Consider the following 22391-nt stretch of genomic DNA (forward strand, 5'->3'; position numbering starts at 1 on the left):
AAGGGTGCCCCGCGCGCCGGCTGGGCACGCGGGGCGAGCGGTCAAGCCAGCGAAGGCTCGGCCGCTGGGGGCTGGGTATTCTGGTCCTTCGCGCCCCGGCTGTGCACTAGCTGATAGAGCGCTGGCAGCACGAGAAGGGTCAGGATTGTCGAGGAGATGATCCCGCCGATCACGACCGTCGCGAGCGGCCGCTGCACCTCGGCGCCCGCGCCGACGTTGAACGCCATCGGCACGAAGCCGAGGCTCGCAACGAGCGCGGTCATCAGCACCGGACGAAGACGTGTGAGCGCGCCCTCGCGGATCGCCTGTTCGAGGTCGCTGCCGGTCTCGCGAAGCTGCTTGATGAAGCTCAGCATCACCACGCCGTTGAGCACCGCGACCCCGGAAAGGGCAATAAAGCCCACCCCGGCCGAGATCGACAGCGGCATCCCGCGAAGCAGGAGCGCCGCGACCCCGCCGGTGAGTGCCAGCGGCACCCCCGAAAAGACGATCGCGGCATCCTTGCCCGAGCGAAACAGCGCGTAGAGCAGGCCGAAGATCAGCAGCAGCGCCGCGGGGACCACGAGCTGGAGCCGCTTTGCCGCCGAGATCAGCTGCTCGAACGTCCCCCCATAGGTGATCCAGTAGCCATCGGGTACTTCGACCTCGGCTCCGACCTTGGCCTGCAACTCCTCGATGAAGGAGCCGAGGTCGCGGCCGCGGACGTTGGCGGTCACCACGACGCGGCGCTTGCCATCCTCGCGGCTGATCTGGTTGGGACCGATCGCGACCTCGACCTTGGCGACATCGGCGAGCGGCACGAAGCCGCGCAGGCCCGTATCCATCGCCATGCCCGTCGCCGGATCGACCGACGGACCCGCGCCCGTCAGCGGAATCCGCAGCCGGACAATCTCGTCGACCCGCTCGCGGATATTCTCGGGCAAGCGGACGATGATCGGGAAGCGGCGGTCGCCCTCGAACATCTGTCCCGCCTGCACGCCGCCGATCGAAACGGCCACGGCCTGCTGGACGTCGTTCACATTGAGGCCGAAGCGCGCGAGCGCGCCGCGGTCGGGCGTGATCTGCAGCATCGGCAGGCCGGTGACCTGCTCGACGCTGACGTCCTGCGCGCCCTCGATCCCCGCAGCAACCCCCTCGATCGACTTGCCGACTTCGAGCAAGGTATCGAGATCGTCGCCGAACACCTTCACCGCCACATCGGCGCGCACCCCCGAGAGAAGCTCGTTGAATCGCATCTGGATCGGCTGGGTGAACTCGTAATTGTTGCCCGGAATCTGGGCGACCGCGGCCTGCATTTCCTTGACGAGTTCGGTCTTCGGCTTCCGTGGATCGGGCCAGTCCTTGCGGTCCTTCAGGAAGATGAAGGTGTCGGCGACCGAAGACGGCATCGGATCGGTCGCGATCTCGGCGGTGCCGATCTTCGCGACCACCCGGTCGACCTCGGGGAAGCGCTTGATCCGCGCTTCCAGCGCGGTCTGCATGCCGACCGCCTGCGTCAGGCTGGTGCCCGGAATACGCAGCGCATGGAGCGCGATATCGCCCTCGTCGAGGTTCGGCACAAACTCCGAGCCCATCCGCGTCGCAGCGAACCCCGACAGCGCGACCAGCGCAACTGCGCCGACGACGAATGCCGTGCGCAGCCGCAAGGCAGCGTCGAGGGCAGGGGCGTAAGCGCGGCGCGCCCAGCCCATCAGCCGGCTTTCCTTCTCCTCGACCTTGCCCTTGACGAAGAGCGCCATCGCCGCGGGAACGAAGGTTAGCGAGAGAATCAGCGCCGCGGTCAGCGCCATCACGACGGTGATTGCCATCGGATGGAACATCTTTCCCTCGACGCCGGTGAGCGCGAAGATCGGCACATAGACGAGCGCGATGATCAGCATCCCGAACAGCGAGGGGCGGATGACCTCCGAACTGGCCGAGGCGGCGAGCGAGAAACGCTCGCCGCGGGTCAGCAGGCGGCCCAACTGATGCTGCGCCTCGCCGAAGCGCCGGAGGCAGTTTTCGACGATGATCACCGCGCCATCGACGATCAGGCCGAAGTCGAGCGCGCCGAGGCTCATGAGGTTCCCCGACACGCCGCCGCGCACCATGCCGGTGATCGTCATCAGCATGGTGATCGGTATGACCGCCGCGGTGATCAGCGCCGCGCGGACGTTGCCGAGCAGCAGGAAGAGCACGACGATGACGAGCAGTGCACCTTCGAGAAGATTCTTCTCGACCGTCCAGATCGCGCGTTCGACCAGATTGGTGCGATCGTAGATCGGAACGGCCTTGACGCCCGCGGGCAGTGCTTTCGCCGCGACCTCCAGACGTTCCGCCGCGGCGCGCGCGACGATCCGGCTGTTCTCGCCCGCGAGCATGAAGACGGTGCCGATGACCACTTCCTGGCCGTTCTCGGTGGCGGCGCCGGTGCGCAATTCTTCGCCGAGGCTGATGTCGGCGACGTCGGCGACGCGGATCGGGATGCCGTTCCGGTTGCTGACGATGATTGCCTTCAGATCCTCGATGCCATTCGCCTGGCCGGGTGTGCGGACGAGATATTGCTCGCCATAGCGTTCGACATAGCCCGCGCCGACATTGTCATTGTTGAGTTCGAGCGCCTGCACGACGTCGCGCAATGTCAGCCCATAGGCCGAGAGACGCGCCGGGATCGGAGTCACATGATATTGACGCTCATAGCCGCCGATGCTGTTGACCTCGGTCACCCCGGGGGTGTTGCGGAGCTGAGGCCGGATCACCCAGTCCTGCAAGGTGCGGAGATCCTCGGGCGTGTAGGCGCTGCCGCCTGGTTTGCGCGCACCCGGCTGGGCTTCGAGCGTATACATGAAAATCTCGCCGAGCCCGGTCGCGATCGGCCCCATTTCGGGCGCGACGCCCGGCGGAAGCTGCTCGCGCGCCGATTGCAGCCGCTCGTTGATGAGCTGCCGTGCGAAATAGATGTCGGTCCCGTCTTCGAACACCGCGGTCACCTGGCTGAGGCCATAGCGCGAGATCGAGCGCGTATATTGCAGCCCCGGCAGCCCAGCGATTGCCGTCTCGACCGGGAAGGTTACCCGCTGCTCGGCCTCGAGCGGCGAGAAGCCGGGCGCCTCGCTATTGATCTGGACCTGGACGTTGGTGATATCTGGAGTGGCGTCGATCGGCAGTTGCTGGAAGCTCCAGACGCCGAGCGCGCACAAGAGCGCGACGATGCCGAGGACGGCCCAGCGAAAGCGGATCGCCCCGGCGATGAGGCGTTCGAGGAACGCTGGTTTGCCCGGGGGCGGAGCGGTCTCAGTGGTCATGGCTCGCTCCCGACTTGTCGATGTCGGCCCGGATCAGGAAGGCGCCATCGGTGACATATTGGGTGCCGGGTTCCAGCCCGCCGAGGATCTCGGTCCATTCGGGCGTGCGCCGACCAATCTCGAGCATCCGCACCTCATAGGTGTTGCCGACCTTGGCGAAGACCACCTCGAAATCGCGGAAGCGCTGGATCGCCTTCGTCCGGACCGCGAGCGGCACATTCGCCTGCGCGACCGCGAAGCTGCCCTCGACCGCCATGCCAGGGCGGAAGGCGTTCGCCGCCGACGTCGGCAGATGGACATGGGCCAGCAAGGTCTGGCTCGCGACATCGGCGGTCGGCACGACCGCCTCGACGACGCTCTGGATCGTGCCTTCGCCTGACAGGCTCTTCAGCGTGACCGGCTGGCCGACGCGGACGCGCTCGGCGTCGCGCGGATAGACGAAAAACTCGGCATGGAGGTTCGTCGGATCGGCGATCGCGAACAGCGAGCGGTCGCCGGTCGTGTCGCCGACATTGACATTCTTCTCGACGATCGTGCCGCTGATCGGCGCGGTGATCGTATAGGTCTGGAGCGAATGGCTGGACTCGACACGCGCCAGTACCTGGCCGCGGCGCACGGTCTGGCCGATCTTGCCATTGAGCGAGACGATGAGGCCGGGCAGGCGCGCGCGCACTTCGGCGCGGCCTTCGGGCGTCACCTCGACGCGGCCGCCCATGTCGATGAGATCGCTGACGGTCGCGCCGCCCGCGGTCTCGATCTTGATCCCGCCGGCCTTGGCGGCTTCGGCGGTGATCGTCGTGCGGCCCTCATAGCTCTGATAGGCCCATTTGTGATTGCGGCCGCCTTCGGACGCCTGCACGCGCACGTCGAAGCTGTGTGGTTCGGTGACGACGCCATTGCCGCGCAGAAAATCCTCCTGCGGTGCGAAGGCGAATTTGTCGATCTTGCCGCCGAGGCGCACGAGCTGCATCGACAGCTGGACCTCCGAAGGCTTCACCGGCTTGTCGCCGCGATAGGCATAGACGTGGAACTCGGGCTCGACGCCATCTTCGAAGATGGTGATTTCGAGGGCGAAGTCGCCGTCGCGGAGCATGCGGCCGCGGTGGGGGCCGCGCTCATATTCGCCGGCGGCCGGCTTTTCGGCACTCTCTTCCTTGGTCGCGGCGCCATCGCCGCAGGCGGCGAGGGGCAGGGCGGCGAACAAGGGCAGCGCCAGCAGCAGATGTTTCTTGGTCATCGAGCATTCTCCATGGTCGAAAGGAGCGCGACGTGGCGACCGGTCAGCCGGTCCAGGCGCGCGCCGAGTAGGTGGAAGCGGCGCAGCAGCTCGACGCGGCGCGATTGCGCCTCGTTGGCGGCGGCCTGCGCCTGGGCGTATTCGAGGAAGGTGAAGGCGGTGCCGCCCCGCGCGAGCCCGTCGCGGATCAGACGAACCGCGCGATTGGCGCTCGGGATCACTTCGGCATCGATCCGCGCGACCTCGGCTGCGATCAACTTGCGGTCGGCGACCAGCTTGTCGATCTCGCGCCCGATCTCGACGCGTGTCACCGCGACCTCTGCCTCGATGGCGCGCTGGTCGGCGCGCGCCCTGGTGACATTGCCGCGATTGGCGGCGGCGCTGCCGAGCGGGATCGAGCCACCGACCATCACCGCGAAATCATTGCCCTCGCCAAAGTGGCGAAGGCCGACGCGGCCGGTCGGGTCGGCAACATTGCCGGTCTCGGCAAGCCGTGTCTTGGCCTCGGCCGCAGCGAGTTCGGCGGCGAGCAGGTCGATCTCGGCTGAAGCGCCGGCGGTGGGAACCGTCAGGTCGAGCCGTTCGAATGTTGCTGCGTCGAGCTTGAAGTCGCCCGTGCCGCCCCACCATGCCGCCAGACTGGCGCGCGCGATGCGCGCCCATTCCTTCGCCTGCTCGACCGCGATCTCGGCCTGCGCGACATTGGTGCGTGCCCGTTCGGCGGCGAACCAGGGATCAAGCGCGCCGGTGACACGGCGGACGACATCGAGCTCGACACGCTTGAGGTCGGAGAGCCGCGCTTCGGCAACGGGGATCGCGGCCTCGGCGGCGAGCGCTTCGACCCATGCCGTCTGCACGCGCGCGAGACGATCGAACAGCCGGATGCGGTTTTGCTGGCCGACGACCGCGACATCGGCGCGCGCGGCGCCGATCCGTGCCTCGCGCTTGCCGCCGCGTTCCCATGTTCGCTCGTACCAGCCCGTCGTCTGCGATCGATTGAGCGGTGAATAGGGGCCGGTTCCGGCGAAATCCTCGAAGTCCACGCCGACGACATCGCGCGGGCGCACGTCGGCCTGCAGGATTGCGGCGTCGGCGGCTTCGAGCCTGGCCGCATTGGCGGCGACCGTTGGATCGCTGGACGCGACGCGCGACAAGGCGTCGTCGAGACTCAGGGTCTGGGCGTAAGCTAACTGCCCGAAGGCGAGCAGCATCGCTGCCCCGCCGAGCATCGCTCGCCGGGCAGCCCGCGCGCCGGAGCGCGCACGAGAATCAAATAACATGACAATATGGCCTCGCTGAAAGGCGTGGATACATCCCACGCTTTTCGATCAGGCGCGGGAACTCAGATCATCAGCGAGAGGCTTCGGGGTGGCCGCTCGGGGCCGACCGGCCGCAAGCCGGCAATCTGTCGGTCCTTGCGAAGGCCGTGCAGACCCGAAGACAAGAGCACGGCGGCTGTGCCGGCTGTGCCCGGAACGAGAAGATTGGGGCCGCTGTCGCCATGATGATGGTGTCCACCGGCGACATGATCGCGAGGCTGACTTTCGTCATCCGGCGCATTGTCGTGACGATCGACATGATCATTGTCGCTTTCATGGACGGTGTCGACGGTGAAACTGTCAAGACCGCCGTGCTCATGCGGCACCATGAGTGCCGGGCTGTGTTGGAGCTGATCGGTTGCCTTCGCTGGCAATGTCGCCGCATAGAACATTATGAGCGCGACGCAGAGAGCTGCAATCAGACGCTCGAAAAGAAGGGCGACAGGCTCAAGCACATCGAGATGTGTAATTGCGAGCATCGAAATTGACAAGCGGGGCATTCTGAACGGCTGCATTGTGCTAGGATGCGCTTCAAAGCAGACGATCCACCAGTGGCGTCGCGGCCAGATACCCATACTCCTCTGCCCGCTTTGCTATGGCGACACGAGTCTGGCCATGCCAATTTCGATGAAGCGTTCGGTAAAAATTCTTTAGCCGCTTCTCGTCCCCAGGCACTGCCGCTGACCATCCCGGTGCCGGAGTGAGCCGTCTGGACGAGCGCGAAACCGCGCGCAACATCCATCCCGGCGCTTTTTCCCCGCCCGCTGTGCGGGCTCCTCGCGGCCCGCGTTCCGCGTCCAAAAAGCACCGTTCCGTCTGTCCTCCGCATATGCTGCGGCCCTGCGGGTGCGCGCCGTTTCCATGACGCCCGTCCTCTTCCTGCTCACGCTCCGGGGATGGTCTCCGGCAGCGATGAAGGAGACGAACAATGGCAGCTATCGGCTTTGTGAACGGCACCATCGAAAAAGGCTTCGTTGGCCAGCTCAAGACGCTCTCGATCCGCGCCAGCATCGAGATCAGCCCCAATCGCGGCAAGGGCAGTGACGTCCAGCCCGATTTCCGGGTCTTCTCCGAAGGCGTCGAGATCGGTGCCGGCTGGGTTCGCACCGGCGAGGTGTCGGGCAAGACCTATGTCTCGCTGAGCCTCGCGGCCCCCGAATTCGGTCCGCGCCGGCTCTACGCCAACCTCGGCCGCGCCGCGGGTCAGGACGATGACGACACCTATGCCGTCATCTGGAACCCGGCCGACTGACGGCCGGACCCCGCGCCCGCTCCGGCGGGCGCGGGGATCACCCTTTTCATTGTCAGCGCGTAATATTCGGCTAGGATTCGAAAGACATGAAAACCGATCTCGACCATCTTCCCGGCGGCAAGCAGCAGGACCTCGCGCGTATCGTCGAAATCCTCTTCGCCGAATTCGAGGATGCGACGGCGCTTTCGACACAGAAATGGAAGAAGCAGGGCCGCATCCTCAAGGTCATCCTCTACGGTAGCTATGCGCGCGGCGACTGGGTCGCCGATCCCGTCGGCGGCTATTATTCGGATTACGATATCCTCGTCGTCGTCAACGACGAGCGGCTGACCGATCCGGTCGATTACTGGTACAAGGCCGAGGACCGCTTCCTGCGCGATTATGGCGTGACCAGGAAGCTGTCGGCGCCCGTGGGGCTGATCGTCCACAGCCTGACCGACGTGAACCAGCAGCTTTCGCGCGGCCGGCCCTTCTTCATCGATATCGTGCGCGATGGCGTCGTGCTGTACGAGTTGGGTACGCAGGCGTTCGATACGCCCAAGCCGCTGTCGGTCGAGGAGGCGAGGGCGGAGGCGCAGGCTTATTTCGACAAGTGGTTTGCGAGCGCCGCTGGATTTCTGAAGAGCGCCAAGTTTGCGATCGGGGAAGGGCTAAACAATCATGCGGCCTTCTTCCTGCATCAGGCCACGGAACACTTTTACCACACGGTGCTCCACGTCCTGACGCTGTACAGTCCGAAATCGCACAAGATAAATTTCCTGCGCGACAGGTCCGAAGATATCGCCCGCGATCTCATTCCCGTCTGGCCGCGCGACAGCAAGTTCGGCCGCCGCTGCTTTGAGCTTTTGCAGCAGGCTTATGTCAACGCGCGCTACTCGCCGCACTACAAGATTACCGGTCCCGAACTCGAATGGCTCGTCGAACGCATCGAACTGCTTCAGGCCGAGGTGAAGACGATTTCCGAGATGCGTCTAGCCCCAGAATAGCGGCTTCGGCAGACGTACATAGCGTCAGATATGCGCCCGCAAGCTGCCATTTAATTGGTATCTTGATGCTGCAGCGGCCTAGGTCTGCTGTAGCTGCACATCTGTCCGATTCTAGTCGCTCCCTCGGAAGATGCGGGAGGCGGCTGCCGATCGCGGGCAGCCTCCACGCGCGCCCGTTAAAAATTATTTTTGGGCGAACTGGACTAGGTGGCGTCATCATGATAGAAACTAGTCCATCAAAAAAACACAGAAACATATGATATTGAGGTCGATATGGACTTGACGGAGCGCCTTTCGGAAAATTTAGTCCAGCTTGCCCGCCTCGGACTCGCCGGTCGTTCGCAGGATGTTCAAGCCTATTTGCGCCAAGCTGTGCGGCGACTCAAGGGGCAAGAGCCTGGGTTGGCTCGGGAGTTATCGGAACTTCTCGCGCGGGCGCCAACTGAGCTTTCGCCCCTGCGCGATTTCGGCAGCGCGCTTGTTCCCGTCGATGCCGATTCCCGGCTTGCGCTCGCCAAGAGTGAATATCCGATCATTGGCAGCGAAGCGCCCATCCTTGATGATGAGTTACGCATCAAGCTTGAGCAGGTGGCTTCCGAACGCGATCATCTGGCGGCGCTAGAAGCGCAAGGCCTCGGCCCCACCCGATCTCTTCTTTTTGTCGGTCCGCCGGGCGTCGGCAAGACGATGAGCGCGCGCTGGTTGGCGCATCTCCTCGACCGCCCGCTGATTACACTCGACCTTGCGACCGTAATGAGCAGCTATCTCGGCAAAACCGGATCTAATATTCGAGCGGTGCTGGACTACGCCAAGAGCGTTGAATCGGTGTTGCTCCTCGATGAGTTCGATTCGATCGCGAAACGACGCGACGATGAAGGCGACGTCGGCGAGTTGAAGCGGCTCGTCACCGTCCTTCTGCAAGAAGTCGATGATTGGCCCGCTACTAGCCTCCTTGTCGCGGCAACCAATCACGGTGAACTCTTGGACCCTGCCGTCTGGCGGCGGTTCGACGATGTCCTCGAATTTCGGTTGCCGTCGTCGGAACTGCGCGAAGATTTGCTGCGGACTGCTTTTGGAGAAGATGGGGAGAAGATAGATGGTTGGCTCCCATTGTTGACAATCCTTTGGGAGGACCGCTCCTATAGCGACCTGACCCGCACCGCCCAATGGATCCGCCGCCGTGCTACGACGAAAGCACTCAATCTGGACGAAGTTCTGCTTGACCGTATCGGCAACGAGCTTCGAACAAGCGCCCCGGAGATGCGCAAGCGCGCCGCAGCGCTACTCGCCCAGCAGGGAATGAGCGACCGGCGGATTAGCGAAACCGTTGGAATTTCGCGGGATACGATGCGACGCGACAGGAGAGATGCAAAGAATGGCTAGTCCGCGCTATCTTATCGGTCAGGGCGAAAAGCTCTCCGAGGAAATCGCCCGCCCGCCGCGGGGCATGGGGGAGAAGGCTCATCCTTACTCCTTCGCGGAAGCGCGCCGACGTCTTGCTCCGCAATGGGAGCACGTGGCTGATGTGCTGGACGATCTTCCTGACCTGGCCTGTCCTGCAGGGGAGGCGGCATTGGAGTTGACGCTCCATCCAAGCTATCTCGCCAAAAGCTATTATCCCGCGAACTTGCTACGCGAGCTCGATCTTATTCATCTCGGGTCGCGTGCAGCGCATGTGGTGCCCGAGAAAGTGGTTTCGGCGCGGGCCGAGGAGCGTGGAATGGCGCAGCCGGCACCCGTCCTCTTCCTTGCCGGAAATGTCGATCGCTTGGCTGAGTTCGGGGCCTCAGTCGGCGCTTGGCGTCCGTCCGAAGACCAGGTGGCCGAGGATTTCCGTAAGATTGAAAGCGTACGCGTCCCAGGGGATAACCGGTTGAAAGGGTTATCGGATCGCTTCCGGGATCGCGACGAGATTCCAATGGAGGTCGTTCTCCACAGCCCCGAAGCTATGGCGGGGCGCAACCATAATTATGTGATTGAGGCGTTCGAGAGTTTCATGCGTTCACTCGACGTGTGGTGCGACGTGGATCGCACGCGTCACGCTGGCGGGCTTGCATTCCTGCCCATTCGCGCGCCACGCGTTAGGCTGGACGCGATTCTCGATTTCACATTTCTTCGCGTGCTCCGGGAGGCGCCGCGTATTGTCCCTTTCGACCCGGTGGCTCGTTCGGTGGGCTCGGTGTTTCCGGTTGCGCTTTCAGGGGAGTCGGCCGAAGCCAATGATATCGCAGCGGCGATTTTCGATGGCGGACTTCCAGCCAATCATGGCCTAGATCAATGGGTGACCCTGCACGATGCGCCGGGAGTTGGCCGGCCGATCGCGTCGGGACAGGCCCATGGACTAGCGGTCACCTCGGCGTTTCTTTTTGGTCCGCTGGTTCAGGGAGAACCGACGCGCCGACCGCACGCCAATGTCGATCATTGGCGCGTCTATGGCGAGGGCGACAATGACGATTTCGAAGCCTTTGCTCTTCTCGACCGGATCGAGGAAATCCTCACCTCCCGACGCTATGATTTCATTAACATTAGTCTCGGCCCCGACTATGCCATCGATGATGATGATGTCAGCCCGTGGACCGCGCGGCTCGACCAGCTCCTCGCCGGTGGCGAGACGGTGGCAACGATTGCTTGTGGCAATAACGGCATGAACGACAAGGAGAGCGGACTCCATCGCATCCAGCCGCCCTCTGATGGCGTCAACATGCTGGGAGTCGGGGCGAGCGACAGTTTCGGCGCCACATGGGCACGTGCGCCGTATAGCGCTTGGGGGCCGGGTCGTAGCCCCGGCTACGTCAAACCCGATTTCGTGGCGTTCGGCGGTTCGCATGCGAGCCCGTTCCTTGCGCTGAGTCCGGGAACCCCCACGGTGGCGCAGGGTACGATGGGGACGAGCTTCGCGGCTCCCGTTGCTATGCGCTGCGGCGCCGGTATCCGTGCCCAGTTTACCGAGAGCCTCTGGGCGCCAGCGGTTAAGGCTCTTCTCGTCCACCAGGCGAGCGGTGATTTCGACAAGCGACCCGAAATTGGCTGGGGTATGCTGTCGCACGGGCTGGGCGATCTAGTTCTTTGCGACGACTATGAGGCGCATATCCTGTACCAGCGTCAGATGCCCACGACGGGAGCGGTCCGGCTCTATCTGCCCGTCCCGGACGGGTTGACCGGCAATGTCGAGATCAAGGCGACCTTCAGCTTCTACTGTGATGTCGATCCGGAAGACGCGATCAACTATACGCGCGGGGGTCTCGAAATTCAGTTTCGGCCCGATACGACCAAAATTCCGCCGCCCTACGTAAAGGACGACAAGATCATCACCCCCACGGTTCCTGCGTCGGATAGCTTCTTCTCCGCGAAAAACTTTTATGCGACCGAGCATATGCACCGCGACGATGCGCAGAAATGGGAGACGACACTTACGCGCAGCAAGACGAAGCGCGCGGCATCGCTCAACCAACCCGCGTTTGACGTCAGCTATATCGCGCGGGAGCATGGTCATGCAGGCGCGCGTCCGTCGAACATGAAGTTCGCTCTCGTTCTGACATTGCGTAATCGCTCAGCCCGCGACCTCTACGATCGCGTGATTGTGAGTTCGGCCAATCGCTTGCAACCAATGCGGCCTCGCGCGGGGGTCCAGGTGCCAGTGCGGCTTTCGCAGTAGCGGCCGATAGTCGTTTTGCTGAGTTAGCGCCGAAAAGCCGACATTCCGCTATCGGCCAGAGATACCGCGCACACGGATAGGTTCCGGCGGCATGGGGCGCTGAACGTGGCACGCGCTTCGATCGCTGTCCCGACGGCTTGCCGATGATGCATCTTCTTGCGTCGCAGATTTCCTCGAACCCGACCGGTGTTCATCGGTCGGCGGGGTCGATTTCACGGTAGGCCGTTTCCGACCCTGTAGGGGATCTGCGCGCCGCGCCATCAATCCGGCATCCGGCGGCGCGCTGAAGCGCCGCGCATCGAGGTGCTTTGCCATGACCGACATGTCCGACGAGGAAGATGCCAATGCGCGTGCGGCGCGTGCACGGCAAGGATCGCCCTTCTTGAGCCCGGAACAGGCGGCCTTCTACCTTAGCTTGTCGCTGCGCACCCTGCAGGAATACCGGACGGCGGGGACAGGGCCGGTCTACCGGCGCCACAGCCGGCATATCCGTTATCACATCGACGATCTCGATGCCTGGTCGCGCGGGGTCGGGGAGGCGGGGGACGATGCGTAGGTCGTCGATCCGGATCGTCGGACGTGCACTGCGCGCCGCGTTGCGTCGGCGACGCTGGCGGGTCTGTCTTATTGGCATATGTGCAGGGCTTTTCCTATCGCTTGGCGTGACAATTGCGGCGCCGCCGCGTCCGCGCCTGCTCTGGAATGCCAGTGCCAGTGCGCCCGTCGGACTTTGGCGCGTGTCGCCCGGCTCTTCGGTAGTGCGCGGTGACATGGTGGTCGTGCGCCTTGCATCGCCATGGCGCGAACTCGCGGCACGGCGGCATTATCTTCCCGCCAACGTTCCTCTGTTGAAGCGTGTCGCCGCGGTCCCCGGCGATCGCGTCTGCGGCTTTGGTCCCTGGATATTCGTTGCGGGCCGGATGGCAGCCGTTCGCCGCGGCGCCGATGGCGCGGGGCGGGCGATGCCCTGGTGGCAGGGTTGCCGGACGCTGGGGCCTGACGCGCTTCTGTTGCTGATGGACGATCCGGCGTCGTTCGACGGCCGCTATTTCGGGCCGGTAAAACGGTCCGCAGTCGTCGGCAAGACGGTGCCGCTGTGGCTGCGCTGAAGATGTGGCTACTTGTATTTGCCCTGCTCGCGGCCGCGCCCGCTTCCGCGCAATCGGTCGAGCGCTGGCGCCCGCATATCGAGGAGGCGTCGGCGCGCTTCGGCATTCCGGCCGAATGGATCCAGCGCGTCATGCTGGCCGAAAGCGGCGGGCGCACGATGCTCCGCGGAAAGCCGATCGTCAGCCGCGCCGGGGCGATGGGGCTGATGCAGCTGATGCCGGGCACCTGGGCAGACATGCGGGCGCGGCTCGATCTCGGCTTCGATCCTCACGCGCCGCGCGACAATATATTGGCGGGTACGCTCTATCTGCGGCTGATGTACGACCGCTTCGGCTATCCCGGATTGTTCGGCGCCTATAATGCCGGGCCCGCGCGCTACGCCGCTTGGCTCGCCGGCCGCAGTTCGCTTCCGGGCGAGACGCGGTCTTACCTCTCCTCGACCGCAGGCCCAGGGGCGTTGGATCGAGCGGCTCGGCGTTCGACATTCAAGCCGGCGGTTGCAGCGGCGCGCGAGGTGGAAGGGGTGATGTCGCCGTCGGCCGCGCCGGCGATATTCTTCATCCGGCGCTAGCGTTTATTTGCGATGGTTGCGAGATGATGTCGTTCCTGATATGTTCTTTTCGTCATTCCCGTTGCGGGGCGGAACGATCTGGCTAAGGTGCGCGCGATGGTGGCAATCTCTCCGGAATATTCGCAGAAGCGCTCGGGCGCCTATTTTACGCCCGACGACGTTGCCGCGTCGCTCGTCGCCTGGGCGTGCCGTCGGCCGTCGGATCGTATGATCGACCCCTCGTGCGGCGACGGCCGTTTCCTCGCGCTTCACCGCAACAGCGTCGGCATCGAGCAGAATCCCGTCTCGGCGCATGCTGCGATCGCGCGGGCGCCCGGCGCGCTGGTGCATGAAGGCGATTTCTTCACCTGGGCGACCGAGACCGGCGAGCGCTTCGAATGCGCCGCCGGCAACCCCCCTTTCATTCGCTACCAGAGTTTCAAGGGCGAAATGCGCCGCCGCGCGCTCGATCTCTGTCTCGACCTCGGCGCCCGCTTCAGCGGTCTGACCTCGTCCTGGGCGCCCTTCCTCGTCGCAACCGCGGGACTGCTCAAGCCCGGCGGCCGCATGGCATTTGTCGTCCCCGCCGAAATCGGCCACGCCCCCTACGCGGCGCCGCTGCTCGAATATCTCCTTTCCTCCTTCGGGACCGTGCAAATCGTCGCGGTCCGCGAAAAGCTCTTTCCTTCGCTCTCGGAAGACTGCTGGCTGCTCTACGCCGAAGGCTTCGGCGGCAGCGCCGATACGATCGATATGACGATCGCCGACCGGTTCGTCCCGACGAAATCGCCGCCGCGTCCCACGCTGCGGATCGCGCTCGATGAGTGGCGAGACGTCTGGAACCGGCGCCTGCGTCCCTATCTGCTGCCGGCGTCGGTGCGCGGTCTCTATGCGGCGGCGCTCGACCGGCCCGGCACGCATCGGCTCTCGGATTTCGCGGCGGTCGGCATCGGTTATGTGAGCGGCGACAACAGCTTCTTCCATTTGCGCCCTTCCGAGGCGAAGCGGCTCCGCATCCCCGCCGCCTTTCTTCAGCCCTCACTGCGCAACGGCCGCGCGATGCCGAGCGATCGCATTACTGCGGCGACCGTCGCCGGCTGGCGCAGCAAGGACGATCCCGTCCTGCTGCTGCGGCTGACCCGCGACGCGGCGCTGCCGGCCCCGGTCCGCGATTATCTCGACAGCAGCGCGGGGCGCGAGGCGCGGCTCGGTTACAAGTGCCGCAACCGCGCGCCCTGGTATGTCGTCCCCGACGTCCAGGTTCCCGATTATGTGATGAGCTATATGTCGGGGCGAAGCGTCAACCTCGTCCGCAACGATGCCGGCGTCACCTGCACCAACAGCGTCCATGCAATTCGCGTGCGCGATGCCGCGCTCGCCGCCAAGCTGATGCCGTCCTGGTCTTCGCCGTTCGTGCGGCTGAGCTGCGAACTCGAAGGCCATGCGCTCGGTGGCGGCATGCTCAAGCTCGAACCGCGCGAGGCCGGTCGCATCCTCTTTCCTGCGCCGGGCACGGCGCCCAGAAGCGAGACCGAGGAACTCGAAGCCGCGATCGGCTCGATGCAACGCTGGCGCCACTACGCCGACTGACGTCGGAGTATTTGTGTCGGTGGAGCTTCCTCTTGCGTGCGCCGCCCTTTTCCTGCTGATGGCGAATCCTGTCCTTTTCGCTGGAGCGAGAACCGAATTTGGCTGCCGAACCATCCTCCAAGGCCCGCGCCTGGATCCTCTTCGATCATATCGTCGCCGAGGCGGCGCCGGACGGCGCGCACAGCAACCCTTGGGTAAAGGGGCCGGACGGCGAGCTGCGGTTCGAGCCCGACTATGCAACGCTCGAGCGTCTGCTCGGCGTGCCGCTGCACCTGAAGGCCGGAACCCAGTCGGGCGTTCCCGCACTCGCGCTCGACGTGTGGCTGAGCTATGAGCTCCGCCGCGCCGGCTTCCTGTCCGACCAGGTCTGGCCACGCCCCTCCAATCCGCGCATCCTGCCCGCAGCCGCCTCCAATCTGGTCAAGTCGCTGCCGGGCCCGCTGCGGGCCCAGGTCATGGATCGCTTGACGAAAGCGACCTCGATCCCGGGGGTGACCGCATCGTCGGCGGCGATCCTCGGCAAAAATTATCTAAAGCAGGTCGATGTCATCATGACCGACTGGGCGACCGGCCCCGAACTCCTCATTTCGACCAAGCGCATGGATTCCTCCTACGGCAAGAATGCCCCCAACCGGATCGAGGAATCCTATGGCGATGCGAAGAACCTTCGCCTTCGCCATCCGCTAGCGGCGCTCGGCTTCCTCTTCGGCCTGCGGTCGGACATCCTCCAGAAGGAGCCGCGCACCGCCGACTGGCTGTTCGACCTGCTCGCCAAGCTCGGCGAGGAAGACGATGCCTATCATGCGACCTGCCTCATCCTCATGGACTATGCCGACGAGGCGGCGCTGCCCGAGGGCGCGGCCGAGCCGCCCGACGGAATATTGGAGCCGGGGCCTGAACCCGAACCGGAAGACGATACGGGTGCATCCGAGCTTCCCGAATCGACCGTGGAAGGCATCGTCGCCAACCTTCCGGCCGTCTCGATCCTCACCGATCACACGCCGGGAAACCTATGTCCCGGCCGTTTCCTGACCGCGATGGTGATGCGCGTTCTCAACGCGACGCCGGTCAATATGCACGAGGAAGCGCGGCGGCGGCGCGCCGCCGCCCGCACGGCCTGACCGGCGGCGTGTCGCAGCGGCTCTGCGCTTGTTGGTGAACGATGTGGAGTAGCCGGCGGGGACTGGCTTTTCGTTATCCCAGATAGCGGTTCTCGCGGTGCCAATCGAGCGCGTCGCGGGCCGGCGGAGCGAACGACGGGAGCGGCGCGCGCAGGCGCGTGCCGTGCAAATCATAATAATGTTTGCCATTGTCGAAATCCGCCTTGAGGCGGTGGCTGACCTCGAAACAATGATCGTCCGATACCGTCACATAGCCGAGATCGAACAGGCGGTGGATGTCGGTTCTGAGCAGCAAGCCATTCTCGGGCGCATGCTCGCCGCCATCGGAATAGGCGCGGATATGCGCGGCATCGAGGATCGGCAGCGTTCGTTCGCCCGAAACGGCGCACCGGCGCTCATAGCCGTCGGTTACCTCCAGCCGGAACGCCCCCTGCCCGAGACGCGGCTTGACGAGGCGCGGCGCCCCGAACCGCTCGGCGCCGACCGGATTGTCGGCGGCCTGCGAGAGCCGTTCGCCCAGCGCATCCCAGAGCGCGCGGCCCTCCGCGTCTCGGGTCGAGAAGCGCTTGCCGGTCACGATATTCTTCGAAAAGCTGGATGGAACCGGAATCCAGCTCTCGCGCGGCAGAAAGAAAGGCTGGGTCAAGACCCGGCAACCGATGACCGGATCGTGCCGCGCATCGAGCAAGCTCTTGTCGCGGCGATAATGGGCGATGCGCGTCCGCATCTCGGCGAGCGATGCGACGCCGTTCTTCGGGCCGAAGGCGTCCCAGGCGATCGAGAGCGCGATGTTCGAGGCATGGCTGAACACGCCGCCGCCCACGATATAATCGTTCGGGCTGTGAAGCTTGAAGAGCAAAAGCTCGCCCGGTGAAAGCGCGCGAAAGGTCGTGCGACTGCTCGGCTGCCAGAAATTTACTTCGTCGGGGTGCGCCGACGAAAGAAGATCGAACCAGCTCCGGTCGGTTATCGCGACGAACATCGTGATCATGGGCGAAGCTTACGACGCTCCGGGCAATGAGCAAGAGGATCGGGCAGGTTCGCCGTCACAGGCGGGTCCTTTGTCGAAGGGCGCCGGCGCGGCTCAGCGGCCACGATAGGGTTCGCACGCAATTCCGTCGCCATCACCGTCCATCTCGGGCCGATAGCCAGGCTGCCCGCGATAGAGCGGCGCGGCGCCCGCCGCGCGCGCCTCACGGCAATTCCCGAAATAGACCGCCGACGGTCGCGGGCCGCTCGGTAGCGGTCTCGCGCTTGGCAAGGCCGGGGTCCGCCTCGGCCGCGACGGGTGCGCTGCCCGGTAGTCGGCAGGGAGCTGAAATGTGCCGCCCCAGATGCCGACCCGGCGTTCGCGGGCACGCGCTTCATTTGCGACGTAAGATGCCGAAAAATGCGGGAGTGCGACCGCAAGGCCGGCGTCGACCATCGCTGCCGACAAATCGATCTGGCCTATCCGACATGTTGCGACGATCCGGCCATAATCATCGGTGTCCCGCTGTTCGCAGCGCACCGACTGGCCCGCGACGAGGGTGGCAAGCCTCGCGGCCGCGTCCCGGCCGCAGGCCCAGCCGGTGCCTTCCAGCGAGCAGCTCTGGTTGAGCTCGGGCGCATCGATGCCGTGCAGGCGGATGACGATGCCCGTCATATTGAGCGTGTCGCCATCGGTGGCGCGCGCGGGGCCGCTTATCTCCTGAGCGAGTGCCGTCGTCGGCGTCGCGCCCAGCATCAGCGCGGCGAGGATGATATGTCGCATGGTGGCTCTCCGCTGGGCTGCCCGCTGCCCATCCCGTTTGCATCATGGCCGCTTAATAAATTCCGTACCTCGCCGCACTATGGAAGAACGACGAGGCCGCCCGATGCTTGACAGTTGACTGCTTCCATTGGCTTATCGGCCGCGATCGATGCACGAGGGGGCAGGGGAATGGACGCAGCGCCGCAGGGCCGGGTTTGCGGTTGGCGCGTCAAGCCGTGCCGATGCCGATCGCGGCATATTTTACATCTCGGCGCCTTTTTTCTCTCGTTCCGCTTCGCGCGTCCGGACTCGCCGCCGGGCGGATCTACCGGCGTCTGAAAATCGGAAGAATGGATATCCTGAATGGATGAAAAGGCGTTCGAGAATTATCTGAACTGGAAAGGGGCGACGGCGAAGGCGGCGCAGGAGACGCGGATCCGCGCCGTCCGCAAGATCGAGGACAATCTCGCTGCGCTCGGCTTTCCCCATGCCGACCTCGATGCGGCCTTTGCTGCCGACGGCTTCGCGGAGCTCCGCGCGCGGCTCCGCGCGATCCGCGCCGACGCGCTGGCGGGCGGCGAGGATTTTCGTATCCTGATGCCGCAGTCCGAAAAGCCCGACAACCGCCTCGCCAATTTCAGCAACTGGCTTGCCGATTACGGCCGCGCGCTCGTCTGGCGCGACGGCGAGGATGTGCCGGCGCGCTTCGCCGAGGGGATGGAGAAGCTGCGCTTCGAATTTCTCGCCCGCATGCCCGACTTCGAACGCTTCTCCGACGAGGAAGGCCGCTTCTACGAGCAGGAGACGAGCTACAAGCGCGAGGCGCGGGGCGATTTTCTGATGGGTTCGGCCGATCCCGATGCCTCGGCCGAGGAGCGCGGGCGCGCCGTCTACAAGTCGCTGCTGATGACAACGCGCCAGGGCCTGCCGCTCGGCTGGCGTACCCAGAGCGCCGTCGGCCAGGCGAGCGCCGACATCCAGCGCCGCTTCTATGAAACGGTCGCGCGCCTGTCCGAGATCGGCGGCGAAGCGCTCGCCGAACTCGAAAGCTGCGCGCGCGAGCTCGAAGCGCTGCACGATATGGGCCTCGACACGCTGAAACGCGGGGAGATACTCAACATCGCCCTGTCGGTCTTCGGCACCCGCAACCCGCACGATGCCTGCTGGTTCAAGGCGCGCACCTTCGATCGCCTCGGCAAGCTTCTGCTCGGCCGCCGCCTGTTTACCGCGCCGCGCTTCGAGCTCGCCGACTTCGAGGAATATCAGGCGCTCGTCAGCCGAATGCGCGAGGAACTTGAGGAATGGGGCTGGAGTCCCGAATCGTTGATGGACGTTCAGGGCTTCATCTGGGTCGCGATGTCGGAGGATGAAGATATGTCGAAGGATGGCCTGACGCGCGAGGCGGTCGAGGCCGCCATGACCGAATGCGAAGCGATCGGCGTTGCTGCCTTCCTCGCCAAATATGGCTTCGGCAGGCCGCGCGATTACTGGACGCGCCGCGCGGGCGGCACAATGCTCTGTCCGGCCAAGGCGACGGTCGGCGCCGCGCACGGCTTCATGCCCGGCGGACAAGCGAAGAGCGCCCGCGAATTTTACGGCGGTTACGGCGAGCAGGCCGCCAACAGCATTTTGGAACGGCTCGGGTTCGAGATCGTCGGGAAGGACGCGGAAATGATAACGGCCCAGAGCGGGGAGGGAGGCGCCGGGCCCCGGCCGACCAATCTCATCCTCTACGGCCCGCCCGGAACCGGCAAGACCTTCGCGACCGCCGCCGAAGCCGTGGGGCTCTGCGGCGAGCCGGTACCCGCCGGGCGCGAAGACCTCATGGCGAGCTATCGGCGGCTGCGCGAGGCAAGGCGCATCGAGTTCGTCACTTTCCACCAGTCGATGAGCTATGAGGATTTCGTCGAAGGCAAGCAGCCGGTCACCGGAGCGGACGGAGAAGAGGGCGGCGCCGGCTTTCGCCTCGAAACCTTCCCCGGCATCTTCCGCCGCATCGCGCGCCGCGCCGAAACCAGCCTCGGGCCTTCCGAAGGACCCGATGCAATCCGCGTCGGCGACCGTCAGGTCTTCAAGACCTCGATCGGCGAAGCCGCCGATCCCGAAGACGCCTATCTCTTCGAGGAGGCGATCGCCGAAGGTCATACGCTCCTCGGCTTCGGCGACATCGACTGGAGCGATGACAAATATGCCGCGCGCGATGCGATCATCGCCGCGCAGCGCGAGCACGGCGACAGCGAGGAAGAGCTTTCCTCGCTGTCGGGCCGCGTCCAGATGCCCTTCATCTTCCGCAACTGGGTTCGCAAGGGCGACCTCGTCATCGTCTCGAAGGGCAACAGCCTCTTTCGCGCGATCGGCGTGGTCGAGGGCGACTATGAATATCGCCCGCGCCCCGAGGGCCGCTATGCCCACCGCCGCAAGGTAAAATGGCTCTGGGTCGACCGCGAAGGCGTACCCGTCAGCGAAATCTACCAGCGCAAGTTCAGCATGCGCACCATCTATCTGCTCACCAAGGCGGAACTCGATATTCCCGCGCTCGAACGCTATCTCAACAGCCAGCAGCCCGCCGCATCGGCGGCCGCACCCGATCAGTTCGTGCTCATCATCGACGAGATCAACCGCGCCAATATCTCGAAAGTGTTTGGCGAACTCATCACGCTTCTCGAACCCGATAAAAGGCTCGGCCAGCCGAACGAGCTCAAGCTGCGCTTGCCTTACTCCGGCGACGAGTTCGGCGTGCCCTCCAACCTTCATATCGTCGGCACGATGAACACGGCCGACCGCTCGATCGCCTTGCTCGACACGGCGCTGCGCCGCCGGTTCGAGTTTCGGGAGATGATGCCCGAGCCCGGGCTTCTTTCCGAGGCGGCGCTGGCGAGCGGCGTCGACCTGCCGCGCGTGCTGCGCATACTCAATGAGCGGATCGAATATCTCTTCGATCGCGAGCATCAGATCGGCCATGCCTATTTCATCGGCTGCCGATCGCGCGCTGACCTCGACGAATGCATGCGCGGGCGCATCATCCCGTTGCTCGCCGAATATTTTTACGAGGATTGGGCGAAGGTCGCTGCGATCCTCGGCGACACCGATGGGACCCGCTTCCTCGCCCGGCAGGAGCTTACGCCGCCTGCCGGCCTCGATATCGATGCCGACATGCCTGCGCGGTGGCGCTGGTCGGTCCGCGACGCCTTCGCCGCCGACGCTTATTCCGGCCTCGCGTGATCCGCCGCACCCTCTTCGAATGGCAACCGATCGCCTATGGTGAGGATCCGGCGACGCAAATCCCGGTGTGGGCCGCCGATCGCCTCGCCGCGGTCGCGCGCAAATCGCCGCTCGGCGGTGAAAATGGCGGGCGCATTCTCGCGCACGGCCGCAGCGCGCTACGCGCCGGGCAGGTCGTCGGGGTCATCGCGGCGACCAATTGCACCCTCGAAATCCTGCCCAAGATCGATGTCGCCGCGGGCGGCGAGGCCGCGACGCAGGGGCAGATCCGCCAAAAGCTCGTCCATCTGCTGGCGGTCGCGATGGATATCGACATCGATGGCGGCACGCTCACCACGCTCGGCTGGCAGCAGGACAATCTTCTGGAGATATTGATCCGGCTCTTCAGCCTGAAGCTGATCGATGCCCTCCGTCAGGGCATGCCGCGCCACTATATCGAGCGCGAGGAGGACATGGCGACGCTACGCGGCCGCCTCGACGTCACCCGGCAGTTCACAAGGTTGGCCGCCAACCCGGCGCGGCTCGCCTGCCGGTTCGACGAGCTGTCGCCCGATATCGCAATCAACCGGATCATGCGCGCCGCCGTCGACCGGCTACGCCGCATATCGCAGAGCGCCGACAATCAGCGGCGCCTCGCCGAACTCGCTTTCGCTTATGCCGATATTACACCCGTACCGCGTCAGGCGCTGCGCTGGGACGCGGTCCGGCTAGACCGGACCAACGCCCGGTGGAAGGATCTGCTCGCGCTCGCGCGGCTCATTCTTGGCGAGCGCTTTCAGACCAGCTCGATGGGCGAGCAAACGGGCTTCTCGCTGCTCTTCGAAATGAACACGCTCTTCGAGGAATATATCGGCCGCATGCTGCGCCGGGCGCTCGCCGGCTCGGGCCTGTCGGTCCATCTGCAGGGCGGGCGCCTCTATTGCCTCGAGGCGGCCGACGACGGACGCCGCACCTTCCAGACGAGGCCCGACATATTGATCAAGCGGGGCGGCGAGGTCGTGCACATCGTCGACACCAAGTGGAAACGGATCGCATCGCGCATCGACGATCCCAAACAGGGCGTGTCGCAAGCCGACGTCTACCAGATGATGGCCTATGGCCAGCTTTACGGGTGTGGCGCGCTGACCTTGCTCTATCCGCACCACGACGCGCTTCGCAGCTTACCCGGCACCCTGAGCCGGCATCGCGTCGGGAGGACTGCGCAGCGGCTCCACCTCGCGAGCGTCGATATCGCGGACCATAAGTCCGTCACGGGACAATTGCGCGCCTTGCTTGCCGCGCCGGCCGATTCCATCGTTTGAGCGCGCCAGGTCACCGGGCGCGTTCCCGGCCG

The 22391-nt window shown here is 64.8% G+C and carries 17 protein-coding genes; 11 read left to right on the top strand and 6 right to left on the bottom strand.

All coding sequences use genetic code 11. From position 1 onward, the window contains the following. Nucleotides 1-41 precede the first annotated feature (41 nt). The 4 genes from QZL87_RS03480 to QZL87_RS03495 form a co-directional block, all read right to left on the bottom strand. Nucleotides 42-3284, bottom strand: a complete 3243-nt coding sequence (locus QZL87_RS03480) for a CusA/CzcA family heavy metal efflux RND transporter (RefSeq protein ID WP_295323792.1) — start codon at nucleotides 3282-3284, stop codon at nucleotides 42-44. Next, complete coding sequence (locus QZL87_RS03485) at nucleotides 3274-4521, bottom strand: efflux RND transporter periplasmic adaptor subunit (protein WP_295323794.1); 1248 nt, start codon at nucleotides 4519-4521, stop codon at nucleotides 3274-3276. Before QZL87_RS03485 ends, QZL87_RS03480 begins: the two co-directional genes overlap by 11 nt. Then, nucleotides 4518-5750, bottom strand: coding sequence for a TolC family protein (locus QZL87_RS03490; RefSeq protein WP_295323797.1), 1233 nt, complete (start codon nucleotides 5748-5750; stop codon nucleotides 4518-4520). Before QZL87_RS03490 ends, QZL87_RS03485 begins: the two co-directional genes overlap by 4 nt. A gap of 113 nt (nucleotides 5751-5863) precedes the next feature. Beyond that, entirely contained in the window at nucleotides 5864-6319 is a 456-nt protein-coding gene (locus QZL87_RS03495) for a hypothetical protein (protein WP_295323799.1), read from the bottom strand. 449 nt (nucleotides 6320-6768) lie between these two features. Here QZL87_RS03495 and QZL87_RS03500 point away from each other — a divergent pair, with 449 nt between their 5' ends. The 9 genes from QZL87_RS03500 (at nucleotide 6769) to QZL87_RS03540 (ending at nucleotide 16104) form a co-directional block, all read left to right on the top strand. After that, nucleotides 6769-7092 (top strand): DUF736 family protein, encoded by a 324-nt coding sequence (locus QZL87_RS03500; RefSeq protein WP_295323802.1) that lies wholly within the window; start codon nucleotides 6769-6771, stop codon nucleotides 7090-7092. An 86-nt stretch (nucleotides 7093-7178) separates the two neighbouring features. Next, on the top strand, nucleotides 7179-8078 hold the full coding sequence (locus QZL87_RS03505) for a HEPN domain-containing protein (protein WP_295323805.1): 900 nt from the start codon (nucleotides 7179-7181) through the stop codon (nucleotides 8076-8078). A 273-nt stretch (nucleotides 8079-8351) separates the two neighbouring features. After that, complete coding sequence (locus QZL87_RS03510) at nucleotides 8352-9461, top strand: ATP-binding protein (RefSeq protein ID WP_295323808.1); 1110 nt, start codon at nucleotides 8352-8354, stop codon at nucleotides 9459-9461. Then, nucleotides 9454-11733: a S8 family peptidase gene (locus QZL87_RS03515; protein ID WP_295323810.1), complete on the top strand. Its 2280-nt coding sequence runs from the start codon at nucleotides 9454-9456 to the stop codon at nucleotides 11731-11733. Before QZL87_RS03510 ends, QZL87_RS03515 begins: the two co-directional genes overlap by 8 nt. A 322-nt stretch (nucleotides 11734-12055) precedes the next feature. Next, nucleotides 12056-12289, top strand: a complete 234-nt coding sequence (locus QZL87_RS03520) for a helix-turn-helix domain-containing protein (protein WP_295327149.1) — start codon at nucleotides 12056-12058, stop codon at nucleotides 12287-12289. Continuing rightward, nucleotides 12282-12842: a S26 family signal peptidase gene (locus QZL87_RS03525; protein WP_295323811.1), complete on the top strand. Its 561-nt coding sequence runs from the start codon at nucleotides 12282-12284 to the stop codon at nucleotides 12840-12842. The genes QZL87_RS03520 and QZL87_RS03525 overlap by 8 nt, the downstream gene beginning before the upstream one ends. Beyond that, nucleotides 12830-13414, top strand: coding sequence for a lytic transglycosylase domain-containing protein (locus QZL87_RS03530; RefSeq protein ID WP_362988543.1), 585 nt, complete (start codon nucleotides 12830-12832; stop codon nucleotides 13412-13414). The genes QZL87_RS03525 and QZL87_RS03530 overlap by 13 nt, the downstream gene beginning before the upstream one ends. Nucleotides 13415-13510: 96 nt before the next feature. After that, a complete protein-coding gene (locus tag QZL87_RS03535; RefSeq protein WP_295323812.1) occupies nucleotides 13511-14983 on the top strand; it encodes a hypothetical protein in 1473 nt (490 codons plus the stop codon). Nucleotides 14984-15081: 98 nt separating this feature from the next. Beyond that, nucleotides 15082-16104 carry a hypothetical protein gene (locus QZL87_RS03540; RefSeq protein ID WP_295323815.1) on the top strand — a complete coding sequence of 341 codons (1023 nt, stop codon included), beginning with the start codon at nucleotides 15082-15084 and terminating at the stop codon, nucleotides 16102-16104. Between the two features lie 73 nt (nucleotides 16105-16177). On the opposite strand, the gene QZL87_RS03545 is transcribed toward QZL87_RS03540, so the two are convergent. Both QZL87_RS03545 and QZL87_RS03550 read right to left on the bottom strand, forming a co-directional pair. After that, the gene (locus QZL87_RS03545) at nucleotides 16178-17095 is read right to left on the bottom strand and encodes an HNH endonuclease (protein ID WP_295323817.1); all 918 of its coding nucleotides are present in this window, start codon (nucleotides 17093-17095) and stop codon (nucleotides 16178-16180) included. 93 nt (nucleotides 17096-17188) lie between these two features. Continuing rightward, complete coding sequence (locus tag QZL87_RS03550; protein ID WP_295323820.1) at nucleotides 17189-17857, bottom strand: thermonuclease family protein; 669 nt, start codon at nucleotides 17855-17857, stop codon at nucleotides 17189-17191. Nucleotides 17858-18199: 342 nt separating this feature from the next. On the opposite strand from QZL87_RS03550, the gene QZL87_RS03555 reads away from it, so the two are divergent. Further along, nucleotides 18200-21058, top strand: a complete 2859-nt coding sequence (locus tag QZL87_RS03555) for an AAA family ATPase (protein WP_295323823.1) — start codon at nucleotides 18200-18202, stop codon at nucleotides 21056-21058. Next, entirely contained in the window at nucleotides 21055-22359 is a 1305-nt protein-coding gene (locus tag QZL87_RS03560; protein ID WP_295323825.1) for a restriction endonuclease, read from the top strand. Before QZL87_RS03555 ends, QZL87_RS03560 begins: the two co-directional genes overlap by 4 nt. Nucleotides 22360-22391: the final 32 nt, after the last annotated feature.

Source organism: uncultured Sphingopyxis sp. (genome assembly GCF_900078365.1).
Lineage (GTDB): Bacteria > Pseudomonadota > Alphaproteobacteria > Sphingomonadales > Sphingomonadaceae > Sphingopyxis.

What these genes read in the sequence shown, in the direction of transcription:
- QZL87_RS03550 (WP_295323820.1), bottom strand. Translation starts at nt 17,857, where the DNA reads ATGCGACATATCATCCTCGCCGCGCTGATGCTGGGCGCGACGCCGACG.
- QZL87_RS03505 (WP_295323805.1), top strand. Translation starts at nt 7,179, where the DNA reads ATGAAAACCGATCTCGACCATCTTCCCGGCGGCAAGCAGCAGGACCTC.
- QZL87_RS03495 (WP_295323799.1), bottom strand. Translation starts at nt 6,319, where the DNA reads ATGCTCGCAATTACACATCTCGATGTGCTTGAGCCTGTCGCCCTTCTT.
- QZL87_RS03490 (WP_295323797.1), bottom strand. Translation starts at nt 5,750, where the DNA reads ATGCTCGGCGGGGCAGCGATGCTGCTCGCCTTCGGGCAGTTAGCTTAC.
- QZL87_RS03555 (WP_295323823.1), top strand. Translation starts at nt 18,200, where the DNA reads ATGGATGAAAAGGCGTTCGAGAATTATCTGAACTGGAAAGGGGCGACG.
- QZL87_RS03545 (WP_295323817.1), bottom strand. Translation starts at nt 17,095, where the DNA reads ATGATCACGATGTTCGTCGCGATAACCGACCGGAGCTGGTTCGATCTT.
- QZL87_RS03525 (WP_295323811.1), top strand. Translation starts at nt 12,282, where the DNA reads ATGCGTAGGTCGTCGATCCGGATCGTCGGACGTGCACTGCGCGCCGCG.
- QZL87_RS03520 (WP_295327149.1), top strand. Translation starts at nt 12,056, where the DNA reads ATGTCCGACGAGGAAGATGCCAATGCGCGTGCGGCGCGTGCACGGCAA.
- QZL87_RS03535 (WP_295323812.1), top strand. Translation starts at nt 13,511, where the DNA reads ATGGTGGCAATCTCTCCGGAATATTCGCAGAAGCGCTCGGGCGCCTAT.
- QZL87_RS03510 (WP_295323808.1), top strand. Translation starts at nt 8,352, where the DNA reads ATGGACTTGACGGAGCGCCTTTCGGAAAATTTAGTCCAGCTTGCCCGC.
- QZL87_RS03515 (WP_295323810.1), top strand. Translation starts at nt 9,454, where the DNA reads ATGGCTAGTCCGCGCTATCTTATCGGTCAGGGCGAAAAGCTCTCCGAG.
- QZL87_RS03500 (WP_295323802.1), top strand. Translation starts at nt 6,769, where the DNA reads ATGGCAGCTATCGGCTTTGTGAACGGCACCATCGAAAAAGGCTTCGTT.
- QZL87_RS03485 (WP_295323794.1), bottom strand. Translation starts at nt 4,521, where the DNA reads ATGACCAAGAAACATCTGCTGCTGGCGCTGCCCTTGTTCGCCGCCCTG.
- QZL87_RS03480 (WP_295323792.1), bottom strand. Translation starts at nt 3,284, where the DNA reads ATGACCACTGAGACCGCTCCGCCCCCGGGCAAACCAGCGTTCCTCGAA.